10 protein-coding genes, 1 tRNA gene and 1 pseudogene are annotated in these 12,256 nt (G+C 71.1%); 6 read left to right on the top strand and 6 right to left on the bottom strand.

Features of this window, described 5'->3' with window-relative positions; translation table 11 throughout:
• Positions 1-72: 72 nt before the first annotated feature.
• Both ACFYSH_RS16550 and ACFYSH_RS16545 read right to left on the bottom strand, forming a co-directional pair.
• Positions 73-2,766 carry a LuxR C-terminal-related transcriptional regulator gene (locus ACFYSH_RS16550; RefSeq protein WP_388753173.1) on the bottom strand — a complete coding sequence of 898 codons (2,694 nt, stop codon included), beginning with the start codon at positions 2,764-2,766 and terminating at the stop codon, positions 73-75.
• Positions 2,767-3,094: 328 nt separating this feature from the next.
• Positions 3,095-3,409, bottom strand: a complete 315-nt coding sequence (locus ACFYSH_RS16545) for a hypothetical protein (protein WP_388753170.1) — start codon at positions 3,407-3,409, stop codon at positions 3,095-3,097.
• Positions 3,410-3,582: 173 nt separating this feature from the next.
• Between ACFYSH_RS16545 and ACFYSH_RS16540 the strand changes: the two genes are divergently transcribed.
• Both ACFYSH_RS16540 and ACFYSH_RS16535 read left to right on the top strand, forming a co-directional pair.
• Positions 3,583-3,873 carry an SDR family oxidoreductase gene (locus tag ACFYSH_RS16540; RefSeq protein ID WP_388753167.1) on the top strand — a complete coding sequence of 97 codons (291 nt, stop codon included), beginning with the start codon at positions 3,583-3,585 and terminating at the stop codon, positions 3,871-3,873.
• Positions 3,874-3,903: 30 nt separating this feature from the next.
• On the top strand, positions 3,904-4,341 hold the full coding sequence (locus tag ACFYSH_RS16535) for an NUDIX domain-containing protein (protein ID WP_388753164.1): 438 nt from the start codon (positions 3,904-3,906) through the stop codon (positions 4,339-4,341).
• Positions 4,342-4,584: 243 nt separating this feature from the next.
• On the opposite strand, the gene ACFYSH_RS16530 is transcribed toward ACFYSH_RS16535, so the two are convergent.
• Positions 4,585-5,343 carry a MerR family transcriptional regulator gene (locus tag ACFYSH_RS16530; protein WP_388753161.1) on the bottom strand — a complete coding sequence of 253 codons (759 nt, stop codon included), beginning with the start codon at positions 5,341-5,343 and terminating at the stop codon, positions 4,585-4,587.
• On the opposite strand from ACFYSH_RS16530, the pseudogene ACFYSH_RS16525 reads away from it, so the two are divergent.
• Positions 5,230-5,502 (top strand): annotated as a pseudogene (locus tag ACFYSH_RS16525) (hypothetical protein); the annotation flags it as partial. The gene ACFYSH_RS16530 and the pseudogene ACFYSH_RS16525 overlap by 114 nt on opposite strands.
• A gap of 353 nt (positions 5,503-5,855) precedes the next feature.
• Here the strand turns inward: ACFYSH_RS16525 and ACFYSH_RS16520 are convergent.
• Both ACFYSH_RS16520 and ACFYSH_RS16515 read right to left on the bottom strand, forming a co-directional pair.
• A tRNA-Arg gene (locus ACFYSH_RS16520) sits at positions 5,856-5,928 on the bottom strand.
• Positions 5,929-6,199: 271 nt separating this feature from the next.
• A complete protein-coding gene (locus ACFYSH_RS16515) occupies positions 6,200-7,108 on the bottom strand; it encodes an MBL fold metallo-hydrolase (protein WP_388753158.1) in 909 nt (302 codons plus the stop codon).
• Positions 7,109-7,456: 348 nt separating this feature from the next.
• On the opposite strand from ACFYSH_RS16515, the gene ACFYSH_RS16510 reads away from it, so the two are divergent.
• Entirely contained in the window at positions 7,457-8,023 is a 567-nt protein-coding gene (locus tag ACFYSH_RS16510) for a TetR/AcrR family transcriptional regulator (protein WP_388753155.1), read from the top strand.
• A gap of 164 nt (positions 8,024-8,187) precedes the next feature.
• Positions 8,188-9,936 (top strand): class I adenylate-forming enzyme family protein, encoded by a 1,749-nt coding sequence (locus ACFYSH_RS16505; protein ID WP_388753152.1) that lies wholly within the window; start codon positions 8,188-8,190, stop codon positions 9,934-9,936.
• Here the strand turns inward: ACFYSH_RS16505 and ACFYSH_RS16500 are convergent.
• Positions 9,923-11,200, bottom strand: a complete 1,278-nt coding sequence (locus tag ACFYSH_RS16500; protein WP_388753149.1) for a M6 family metalloprotease domain-containing protein — start codon at positions 11,198-11,200, stop codon at positions 9,923-9,925. The two genes, ACFYSH_RS16505 and ACFYSH_RS16500, sit on opposite strands and share 14 nt — an antisense overlap.
• A 308-nt stretch (positions 11,201-11,508) precedes the next feature.
• Between ACFYSH_RS16500 and ACFYSH_RS16495 the strand changes: the two genes are divergently transcribed.
• Complete coding sequence (locus tag ACFYSH_RS16495) at positions 11,509-12,126, top strand: TetR/AcrR family transcriptional regulator (protein ID WP_388753325.1); 618 nt, start codon at positions 11,509-11,511, stop codon at positions 12,124-12,126.
• The last annotated feature ends 130 nt before the right edge of the window (positions 12,127-12,256 follow it).

Raw genomic sequence — 12,256 nt, 5'->3', positions numbered from 1 at the left:
CTCACCCCTTACGGGGGAAGGCCGCCCCGGCACGCTTGCCGCGAGCAGGGCGCACGCACCTCAGGTGCCCTGTCACAGCAGGCCGAGGTCGCGCGCCCGGTGTACGGCGTCGCTGCGCCGGTTCACGGCCAGTTTCCGGTACGCGCTCTTGAGGTGGGTCTTCACCGTGTTGACCGACACGTACAGGTCGGCTGCGATCTCCTCCGTGGTCATCATGCGGGCCAGCCGGCGCAGGACGTCGCGCTCGCGTGTGCTCAGCTCCACCGCCACCAGGGGTGCGGGACCAGGTGCGGTCCTGAGTCGTTCACCGTGCCGCCGCCGCGGTCGGTCGGTCGCGAGCCAGTCCTGGGCCAGTTCGTGTAGCGAGTCCGTGGCCAGCAGCGGCTTGATCCAGTCCCCAGCTCGGAGGAAGGGCCGCCGAAGGCGCTCGCGCCGGGCATCGAGAAGGGCCCGCGTGACGAGCGCGCGGGCGGTGGCCGAGTCGCCCGACTCCTGCGCCGACCGGGCCCGCACCAGCGTCGCACCCACCCTCACCACCGGGCCGGTGCGTTCCTCGGCACGGATGGTGCCGAGCAGGTCGATGGCGGCCTGGGGGCGTCCTGCGGCGATCTGGATCGCCGCCGCTTCCACGGCGCACACCGGCTGGTCGCCCGAGACGCCGTGAAGAAACCGCACGGCTTCGTCCGGCCGTCCTTCGGCCAGACGCGCGGCAGCGCGGACGACTGCCGCGTGGCTCTCCGCCCAGGGGGACACCACGGCCGCGGATACGTCCGGCGCCGCCGTCTCGACGGCGGCGCACAGGTCGCCACTGTCGAGGAGAAGGCGCGACGCGACGAGCGCCCGCCCCGCCGTCGCCACCGGATCGTGCTCCCGCGCCGGAAGCCCGGCCGTCGAGTCGAGCAGGCTCCGGGCCCGAGCCAGCTCTTGGCGGTCCACGGCGACCGCGGCCAGGACCAGTCGGCCGAGGCCCGCACCGGGAGGCTTCGGCAGGCCCGCACGCTCCCCCTCCGACACCGCGGCCAGGGCCCTGCGCTCCGCCCGGCCGAGCCAGCCGTTCAGGTAGTCGAGCAGGGCCAGGTGCCCCATCGACTCCGCACGGGGCAGGACGGTGGCGGCCCCGCTCGGGACCGCCCCGGCCACGCGGGTGAGCAGGGCGCGCGCGTCCTCGAAACGCCCTTCCCACAGACGCGCGGAACCCACATGTGTCATCAGCAGCGCGGTCAGTTCCGGGTGCTCGTCCAGCAGGCGGTCCGGTACGTCCCGTCGGAGCTCCTCGGCAGCCACAGCGGCCTGCTCGGCCCTCGGCGGACATCCGGTGAGCCGGGCGGCGAGCGCTTCCAGCAGCGCGCAGCTCAGCCGTGCCGTTGCCGGGCCGGGAGAGCCGTCGGCGTCCGACAGCTGCTCCTGTGCCCGCCGCAGGCGGACCAGGCCATGATCGAGGTCGCGCCGGGCCAGGGCGCCGGCCGCCCGCACGAGGTCGCTCGCCGCGCTTCCGGCTTCGGGCGACATTCCGGCGAAGAGCTGAGCCAGAGCGTCCGAGCGCAGGCCCGTGAACAGCTGGCCGATCGCGAGGTCGTCGACGAGGGCGCCGGCGGCCAGATCCCAGTCGCCGCCGGCGGCGCCATGGGTGAGCGTCTCCGCGAGGAAGCCGGAACGGCGCAGCCACCGCGCGGCCCGCAGGTGCAGTTCCGGCTCCACACCGGGCATGCGTTCGCGCAGGTGAGCCCGCAGTATCTCCCGGAAGAGCGGGTGCATCCGGTACCAGGAGTGCCCGAGCCGCTCGATGAACGCGTTCTCACGGTGCAGCCCGGCCAGGAGGGGTTCGGCGTCGGTCCGCAGGGTCAGGGCGTCGGCCAGGCCGGGACAGAACCGGTCCAGGACGCTGACGCGCAACAACAGGTCCTGGGTCTCCTGCGTCCTGCCCCTGAGTACCTCGGCCAGCAGGAAGTCCGCGACCGTGCTGTGACCCGCCTCGAACTCCTTCAGATAACGCTCGGGGTCGGTGCTCTCCCGGGCCGCCAGAGCGGACAGGCGCAGCCCGGCAGCCCAGCCCTGGGTGCGCTCCACCAGGGCGGACGCGGCGTCCACGGGCAGGCGCAGTCCGTGCAGTCGCAGCAGCGTGTCTGCTTCAGCGGTGGTGAAGGACAGCTCGGCGCCGCGAATCTCGGTCAGCTCGCCGGCGGCCCGGTAACGGTGCAACGGAAGCAGCGGTTCGATGCGGGTGACGAGGACGAGACGCAGTCCCTGTCCGGAGTGGCGCAGGACGAAGTCCAGCTGTTCCGCGACCTCGGGGGCGGTCATCCGGTCGTACTCGTCGAGCACGAGGACCACGGGGCGGTCGCGGGCGTTCAGCTCGGCGGCGAGCGAGGTCAGCAACCCGCGTCCTACGCCGCCGGAGTCCGCAGGAGCTCCGGCGACGCCGGTCACCCGCGCCCCGCAGGTACGCAGCGCTTCGAAGACGTAGGCCCAGAAGACCCCGGGCCGATGGTCCCCGGCCTCGACCGTCAGCCAGGCGACCGGCTCCCGCAGCCCGTCGGCCCAGTCGGCCGCCAACAGGGTCTTCCCTGCCCCGGCGGCGCCGTTGACCAGCGTCAACGGCGTCCTGAGACCGTGGTCGAGATGGTCGACGAGCCGCTGCCGCCGCAGGAACGTGGCCGACCGCGTGGGAAGGGCGAACCGAGTACGCAGGAACGGATCCCCACGGGGGTCGGCGCACGGGACGGTGAGGCTCGGGGCGTCGTCGTCGTTCTCGGCCGTGGCGCTCACCACCCTGTCCGTCAGCTTCGCGTGCGGGCAGCGCTGTCTCCTCACAGCATCCCAGCACTCCCACGTCGGTGCGCGGCACGCCGCCACGCAGGCAGGATCAGGCGCCGCTCACGCGCCGCGCGCGCCCCTGCTTCCGCCCTGGGCTCGCACCTGGACATCGCCCGAACCCAACCGCGGCTGCCGGCCCGGCCCCGGGACGGTCGAGACCACTACCGGAAACGGGTCCGCCGGCTCCTGGCCTCGTACGTGCGGTGAACGGGAGCCGACCATGACAGCACGACGACGGGTCGGCCCTCGCACCGAAGCGCCGCCACATCCTGAGGCCGGGTCAGAAGATCGGCGTATGCGCTTGGATGTCGGCGAGACCTTCTTCCATGGTCAGCGACGGCAGCACGCGGACGCGGTTCCAGTGAGGGAGGCGAGCCTCCAGCAGGAAGCGGTCGACATTCTCGGCCGTGTCGGACCGCACGACCACGACGATCGTGTGCTCACGGTTGACGAAGGGACCGGCCACGATGTCGACGCCTGCCTTCTGAGCGAGGTTAGGCATGTCGGGAGCGGTCTTGAGCATCAGGTCACGCGTCGTCGCGTTGGCGGTCGGACAGACTTCGGGATCATGGGTCGCGAGCAGGACGAAGTGCATCTCAGGGCTCCCTTGCGCTCGAGGTCCCTTGATTTCAGGCTAAGACGTCCGGAAGTGCTCTGCGAGCGCAGCAGGGAGGCTCGCAGGTGCCGGCCGTCTTTGCCCAGGACAACCGATACGGAACCCGGATTTGCCGTCAGGTTTCGCTGAAGGTGCTTCGGTAGGCGCTGGGTGTGGTGCCGAGATGCGGACTCCTGGGCCTCACTCGATCCCTCGCTCGTGAACTGGGCCCGTACGGAGTCTGCGTCAACACGGTCCTGCCCGGCGCCATCCAGGTCGAGGCCGAGACCGCGATCCCCGCCCGCCATCGCGCCAGCACGGAGGACCAGATCAAGCGCCAGTGTGTACCCCGCCGGGGGCGGCCCGAAGATGTGGCGGCACTCGTGGCGTTCCTCGTCGGGCCCTCCGCATCGTTCATCACTGGGCAATCAGTCCACGTCGATGGCGGCTGGCTGATGCACTGAGACCGTCAACAAGCAAGGAGACAGAGCCGAATGATCGAACGAGTCCGAGCCGTCCTCGTCACCGAGCACGACACGATGCTGGTCATCCGCCGTACCAAGCCTGGAGTTCCCGTGTACTGGGTGCTTCCCGGTGGAGGTGTCGAAGCCGAAGACGAGTCCCGGGAAGCTGCCCTTCACCGGGAGATCCACGAGGAGATCGCAGGGAAGGCGGACATCGTCCGCCTCCTCCACACGATGGAGTCCGACGATGAGCGTCAGCTGTTCTATCTCACCCGCATTGCGACCTGGTCCTTCGATGACCGCACCGGGCCCGAGTTCAGTGCCCAGGGCCGGGGCGAATACGCACTGGAGGAGGTCCCGCTGACTGTGGAGGGGATCGACAGCATCGATCTCAAGCCCGAGGAGATCGCCCACGTGCTCCGAGGTGCCCTCGGCGACGGCTCTCTCTCAGGTGTTGTCACGGCCTGAGCGATACAACGCGAGCATGCCACCGGGGCCCGTGCTCAGCACGCAGGACCCGGTTGGCTTTGCTCGCGAGTGAGGGCAGCGATTGTTCAGCTCGTTGGAAGGCCCTCGCTCGGGGCAGGGGGCGATGTTCATGAGGGCGGGCAGCACCTCGCTCGGCAGTGAGATGCCGGGCGAGGTGAGCCTGTCGGTGGGGCGGGCCACCTGCTTCCGCGGGCTGGTCCTTGGGGCGGCCCGGTTCCCGGGTCAGCTGAGCCGAGTGGTGGCGTACGCCTCGATGGCGTCGCGCTGGTAAGCGGCCAGGCCAGGTGCGATCGCCTCATACGCGGCGCACCAGGCGTCGTTGTCCACGCAGGAGCGTCCGATGGCGCGGTATTCCTCAGCGGAGACGGTCCGCAGCTGGGTCAGGGCCCGGTACTGCGCGTCGATCTCGGCCTGTACCGGTTCGGCGTCGGCCGGGTGCTCGGCGGCCATCAGCTCCGCCAGCCGGATCATCTGCGCGGTGCGCTCGCGCTGTCCGGCCTCGATGTCCTGCGGGGTCATCACGGCGACCCTGCGGGCGACTTCCTCGGCGTGCTCGGGGAAGCCGTGCAGGCTCTCCTGGTACTGGGAGGGCTGGATGCCCTCGAACAGGTTCTCCGGTCGGTTGACAGTCATGGGGTTGCCGTCCTTTCTGGACTGTTCCAGTTCGGCGATCGTGCGGGAGACGGTGCCGGCCAGGGCATCGAGCCGGTCCCGCTCGGCGAGCAGCCGCCGGAGGTGGCCACGCAGAGCGTCCACCTCGTCGACCTGCTCGGCCAGGATCCGGCCGACCTCGGGAAGCCCTACGCCCAGCGCCCTCAGCACGAGAATCTGCTGCAGCCGCAGCAGCTGGTGCTCCTCGTAGTAGCGGTGGCCGTTGGCCCCGACCCGGGCGGGCGGCAGCAGGCCGACGTCGTCGTAGTGCCGCAGGGTCCGGGCGGTCACGCCCGACATCCGAGCGACCTCCGCGATAGGCCAGTCCATCGCTGTCTCCCTCACGATCGCGTCACCGGGCCGGTTTCTCCGGCCCTGCTCAGGACGGTAGAAGCTGCCGCAGCGGCAACCGCAACCCCTCACCCGGACTCCCCCAGGATTCCGCTCCACGACCTCCGTCACGGTGCCGCGACGCTGGTTCACGCGGCCGGTGCCGGTCTGAAGGACATCCAGGAGATGCTCGGCCACTCCTCGATCACCATCACGTCGGACACGTGCACGAGCCTGCTCCCCGAGGCGGATCTGGCGATCGCGGAGGCCGCGGCCCGGCTCGTGCCGCGGGCGCACTTCTCCTCCAAGGACAGCGGGCCTGCAGCGGGCGCCCAGCTCGGTGAGACCGACGAGTCCGTGCCGGACGATGCTGATCCGTGGGGACGGATTGGGGCGGCGACTCCCCGTCCGCTCACGCACCGCTCACGCAAACGGCCCCGGACGGGAAGTCCGAGGCCGAGTAAGACCCCTCCCTGGGGGGAGAAACCCCAGGTCGGAGCGGTAACGCGCTGTGCCCCCGGCAGGATTCGAACCTGCGACACCCGCTTTAGGAGAGCGGTGCTCTATCCCCTGAGCTACGAAGGCCGGGATCTGTCGACGCATGTCGTGGACAGGATGGCGACCGACCGGTGAGGGCCGGTCTGCCGCGGCCAGTGTAGCGGGTGGCGTACTGGGCGCGCGGGGGGCGCTGTGTGTGCGGGGCCCTGTGCAGGGGACGGGAGTGCCCGCGCGTGGGCGACCTGCAGGATCCTCCTCCGCCTCGGTAGTGGGGGCGCCGGGCAGGCCGTTTTCTCGGATCATCGTGCCGGCCGGAAAGGGCATGGCCTGTCTCGGGGCCGTCACAACAGTCGCCCGGTCAGCGCGAGTCGGCGGGCATGGGCGAGAGCCGGTAAGCACCCTGGTGGGTGACGACATGGCCGGCCGTGGGCGGTGCGAAGTGCGTGCCCAGGACGAGCGTGTCCGTGTCGGCGAGTGAGTCGAGCAGCGAGCGGCGCGAGGTCTCGGCCTGCCGCGGGTCGATGTCGACGCAGGCGCCGATGGCGGGGTGGGCGAGCTGGACGGGGTGGTGGATGCAGTCGCCGGTGATCAGAGCCGTCCGGCCGTCGCTGGTCAGCTCGACGGCGACGTGGCCGGGCGTGTGGCCGGGGGTGGGCAGCAGACGCAGGCCGGGAGTGATCTCGACGCCCTCTGCGGGGACGTCGACGAGGTCGAGCAGCCCGGCCTCCTCCACCGGGACGACCGAGTCCCGGAACATCTGCTCGCGCGCCTCCTCCATGTCGTGACCGGCCCAGAACTCCCGCTCGGTGCGGGAGGTCAGGTAGCGGGCGTTGGGGAAGGTGGGAACCCACTTGCCGTCCACTTCCTGTGTGTTCCAGCCGACGTGGTCGGCGTGCAGGTGGGTGAGGATCACCAGGTCGACCGAGTCCGGGGGGAATCCGGCGGCGGTGAGGCCGTGGAGGAAGCCCGTGTCCAGGTTGTGCCAGGCGGGGTTGGCCCGCTGCTTGCCGTTGCCGATGCCGGTGTCGACCAGGATGCGCAGGTCACCGAGGGTGAGGGCGAAGCTGTGGCTGTCGATGTGGAGGATCCCCTGGTCGTCCGCGAAATGGGGTTGCAGCCAGTCCTGCGCGGTCACGAGAGCGGGGGTGGCGCCGGGCAGCAGCCACGGTCCGGTGACGGGCGGCAGAAGGATCTCGTCGATGCGGTGGACGGTGACGTCGCCCACGGTCCAGGCGGGAGCGGCGGCGGGGGTCGGTGCAGTGCTCATGGTCAGCGTGTCCTTCGGTGTCCGTCGTTACGGGAGGTCGTCGGGTACCTGGGGGGTGGGTCCTGCCCTTCGGCACAGGAGGTACAGGAGGGAGGCGTCCAGCACGAAAGGCGTGACGCGGCCGTGCGGTCGGGGCCTGGAGCGAGTACGTGTAGCGGAACGGGTCATGCCCCCTCAACCCAAAAGCAATGGATTAGCGTTTGGGAGCATAAGGCGCACGGGGTGGTTAACGCAATCTTTTAGCTTTTGAGGCGGTGGGCGGAGCGGGCGGCAGGCGGATCGCATGCGAGAGGCGATCACCGGATCACTGGCTTGTCAAAAGCAACGATTTAGCCTTAGGTTCGGTATATGAGCAGGCAGATGGTGCGTCCGGGTGGGCGCAGTGCCCGGGTGCAGGAAGCAGTGCACACCGCCGTACGTGAACTCACCTCCGAGGTGGGGCGGGATGCACTGACGGTGCCGATGGTCGCCCAGCGCGCAGGTGTGACGCCGTCGACGATCTACCGTCGCTGGGGCGACCTGCAGGAGTTGCTGTCCGATGTGGCGGTCGAACGCCTGAGACCCGACGCCGCACCCACCGACCACGGAGCCCTCGGGCCCGACCTCGAGGCCTGGGCCGGGCAGTTCCTGGACGAGATGGCTTCCCCTGCCGGCCGCGCGTACATTCGCGATGCCCTGCTCGGCGCACCGGACGGCGGCAACGCCGACCGGTGCTCGGCCTATGCCGCCGATCAGATCGAGGCCATCCTCGCTCGCGCGACCGAGCGAGGAGAGGAGGCGCCCGGCACCGAGAGGATCATCGACCATGTCGTCGCCCCTCTGATGTACCGCATCCTGTTCCGCCCCGACGGGCTGGACGACGCGTATGCCCGTCGGCTCGTGACAGCACTTCTCGGTGGCGCCAGCACCTCATGACGACCTGACCGCCGGGCGGGTGGTCCCGTGCTCCACCCCCTTCGCCGCCTGGGCGGAGCGCGGACTGCCCGTCCACCCGTGGGGTCGGCCCCGACCGGTTGACGAGGGCGGGGCGCGGGCATAGCGTCGCCGGATCGCTGACCCCGTACGTGGAGAGGCCGTTCGTGCCGCACACCGACGACCCCAGCCGTCCGCCCGACCCGGCAGCGCTCGCCCGTATCGAGGCGTCGTTGACGCGCCCCGGGGCGCCGTTCGCCGTGGTGCGGGCGGAGCACGGGCCGCTCGTCTACGCGAACGGGCCGCGCACCCTCCGCGAGTTCGTGGAGCCCACCTGGGCGTACGGCGACCAGCCGTTCCTCGTCTCGGGTGAACGGGTCCTGTCGTACGGGAAGTTCTTCGCTGCCGCTTCCTCGCTGGCCCGGCGGCTCACCGAGGTGTACGGGCTCCGCCCCGGTGACCGGGCCGTGGTGGCGATGCGGAATCACCCCGAGTGGCAGATCGCGTTCTGGGCGGTCCAGCTGGCCGGCCTCGTCGCCGTACCGCTCAACGGATGGTGGACCGAGGCGGAGTTCGGTCATGCCCTCGACGACTGCGAGCCGAAGGTGCTGCTGGTCGACGCGGAGCAGCTGCCCAAGGTCGTGGACCGGGTCCGGACCGCGGGGGCGCGCCTCGTCGTCTTCCACGGGGACGGGGAACTGCCGCCCCGGGTCGCCGCCGAGCGGTACGCGGACCTGCCGGAGCCCGATCCGGCGGCCGCGCCGCCCGAGGTGGAGATCCGGCCCGAGGACGACTCCACGATCCTCTACACCTCCGGCACCACCGGTCGGCCCAAGGGCGCCGTGGCCACCCACCTCGCCCAGGCGGGCGCGGCCCTCAACCCGCGCTACCAGGCGGCGGCCTCGGCGCTGGGCCGTGGGGTCATCCCGGGCCAGGGGCCCGCGCCGGTCACCCTGATGACGTTCCCGTTCTTCCACGTCGCCGCCTTCACCAGCCTGTACGCGGCGATGGCGTCCGGCGGCACCCTCGTCCTGATGCCCCGGTGGGACGCCGACGAGGCCCACCGGCTGATCCGCAGGCACGCGGTCACCCACTACGCGGGCGTCCCCGCCACAGCGCTCCGACTGCTCGCGGCGGCGGACCGCGCGGGTGGCGGCCTGGAGAGCCTGACGGGGCTGAACACCGGCGGTGCGGCGGCTCCGCCGGATCTGGTCACCCGGCTCACGGCCCGGTACGGCGAACGGATCGAGCCGCGCACCGGCTACGGCCTGACCGAGACCAGCGGTGGGGTGCTGGCCAACTTCGGCGCCGCGTACCGGGCTCACCCGGACTCCGTCGGCACCCCGACGCCGGTCACCGAGGTGCGCGTCGCCGGTCCTGCGGGCGAGGAGCTCCCGGAGGGCGAGACCGGGGAGCTGTGGCTGCGCGGCCAGTCCCTGGTGCGCGGCTACTGGCGCGACGAGGCGGCGACGGCCGAGGCGTTCACCGGGGGCTGGTTCCGTACGGGGGACCTCGCCGTCGTCCGGGACGGGCGGGTGGCCGTCGTCGACCGGATCAAGGACCTGGTGATCAGGGGCGGCGAGAACGTGTACTGCGTGGAGGTCGAGGCCGCGCTGTACGGCCATCCCGACGTCGAGGACGCGGCGGTGCTCGGCGTCCCGCATCCGGTGCTGGGCGAGGAGGTCGCGGCCGTCGTGCGGGTGGGCCACGGAGCCGTTGTCACGGCGGACGCCCTGCGGGCCCACGTGGGCCGGAGTCTGGCCGCGTTCAAGGTCCCGGCCCATGTGCTGGTGACACGGGAGCCGCTGCCGCGCAACGCCACGGGCAAGGTCCTCAAGCGGGAGCTGCGCGGCGCCGTCCAGGAGTACGCGGAGCATGCGCGCGAGGGCCCGGGGCCAGGCTTCACGGCCGGGTGATGCGTACGCGGTAGTTCCCGTCGGGGTCCTTGCCCGTCACCGATATGCGTATGCCGTTGGCCCGGTCGCTGAACGTCTCGCCCGGTTCGAACGGGGCGTCGGAGAGTTCGGCGTGGACGTTCGGCCGCCGGGTGCAGCCGCCGCTGTCCTCGGTGCTGTCCTCGACGGAGACCGGCCCCTGACCGGTGTCCACGTCGGAGCTCACCTTGTAGATGAGGACGCCGGGCCGGCAGACCGCTTCGTCGTTGCCGTCCGCCGTACGGACCTCCACCGCGTAGCCGGACTGCGCGCTCACCGGTACGAAGGCCAGCTTCGGGCCGCCCGTCGTGGCCAGTGGTCCGAGGACGTGCTCGCTGGTGCCGGGCATGGCGGCGCAGCTGACCTGATCGCCGTCCAGCCAGCCGAGCTTCCATTTGTGCCAGCCCAGGAGGTCGTTGTTGGCCCCCCAGTCCTCGGACATGATGTCCCAGTGCCCCACGGAGCCCCCGCCCTCCATCGTGTAGAGGTCGGGAAGCCCGAAGACATGGCCGTTCTCGTGGGGCAGGACCCGGTAGCCGGTCTCCGCGTAGGAGCCCGATCCGTCGTCCTGGCGGCTGTAGACGAAGGACGTGTGGGCGAGCGGGATGCCGTCGGCGGACGGGGCGTCGTCGTTGCCGGAGAAGGTCACGGACAGGACGGTGTCCAGTGCGGAAGGTCCGGCGTTCGGGGTGACCAGTACGTTGATCAGGTCGTACGCCGAGAAGTCGATCTTCGGGTCGGCGACGGCCACCAGATCCTTGACGAGCTCGCGGTAGCCCGGTTCGTACGGTGATCCGCGCTCTATGCCGTACTCCGCGAACGGCAGCGGCATCCGCAGCCAGTCCTTCACGGGTGCTTCCGGTACGTAGGAGAGCCGGCCGTAGGAGCTGGTGCGAAACCAGTCGGAGGTCTGCGGGAAGAACTCAGCGAGCCGGTCGGCGGCCGGCTCGGGCGCCCGCGCGTCGGGGAAGTCGATCATCAGGTTGAGCGCTTTGATCCGGCCGGTGGAGCGCGCGTAGTCAGGAGATGTGGGCATGCCCTCCGACATCTGTACGCCCATGGCGGTGGGTATTCGGCACGGCGCGAGGCCGGTCCCGCGCGGCGCCGCCACCGGCCCGGCGGCCACCTGGCCGGTGACGTGGAGGGTGGAGCTGGCCGAAGCCGTCGTCGCGATGACCAGGGCTGTCGCTCCGGCGAGCGCGAGGGGGTGACGGTGTCCGCGTATCCGGTGGCGGGGCTGCTGCATGGGGCGGCGCCTTCGGGGTCCGCGGCAGCCGGCCGGCCCCGACTGCGCTCTGGCGATCAGCCTGGTCCGGGACGCGGGGGGCCGCTCGCTGGGTGCGCCGATGGAGGGTTTCCCTCGGCATCATCGTGTGACTCAGGTCACATGGAGGCGGGAAATAACCGGGGATCCCTTCCCCGTTTGCACCTGTGTCCTCGCGAAACGGGGACACGGTCCCCGGTTGTACCGGAGGGCCGCCGTCCACATCGAAGGGAAGGGCCGTGACTGTGGAGTCCGTCGCCGAACCCGCCTCCTGCGCCGTACGGCGTCGCATGTCCCGTCCGCGGGCCGACGCGCTGCGCAACAGGGAGCGGATCGTGACGGCCGCGCGTGAGATGTTCGTCGAGTTCGGGCCGGATGTGCCGCTGGACGAGGTCGCACGGCGGGCCGGAGTCGGCAACGCCACGCTCTACCGGAACTTCCCCGACCGGGCTGCCTTGATCCATGAGGTGGTCCTCGCCGTCACCTCCCGCACCACCGACCGGCTGGAGGAGGCCGTCGCGGCCGAGTCCGACCCCTTCGCCGCGCTCAGCCGCTTCGTGCACGCGGCGGCCGACGAACGGATCGGCGCCCTGTGCCCGATGCTGTCCGGCGGCTTCGACAGCGCCCATCCCGAACTGCTCACCGAGCGCCGCCGCCTCGAAGAGGCCGTCGAAGGGCTCGTGGGGCGCGCCATGTCCGCAGGGAGGCTGCGCACCGACATCGCCGTCGGTGACGTACTCGTCGCCCTCTCCCAGCTCACCCGGCCGCTGCCCGGCATCGCCTGCCTGGACATCGACCGGTTCACCCACCGCCACCTGCAGCTCTTCCTGGACGGTCTGGAATCCCCGGCCCGCTCCGAACTGCCCGGATCGGCGGCGACCTTGGAGGACCTTCGCGGCGGGCGCTGACGCCCGCGCACCGGAGACCCGACCCAACAGACCCTCAGCCCTCAGCGGCCCCACCCGCCCTATGAAGTCGGCCCGGACCTGACGTGCGGGTCCGGCCACGGTATCGCTCGCCCTTTTTCGGGTTCGTACG

The sequence above is a fragment of the Streptomyces sp. NPDC005791 genome (genome assembly GCF_042871485.1).
GTDB lineage: Bacteria > Actinomycetota > Actinomycetes > Streptomycetales > Streptomycetaceae > Streptomyces.
The sequence above is the reverse complement of the archived record's forward strand: the minus strand, read 5'-3'. Positions and strand labels throughout refer to the sequence as shown.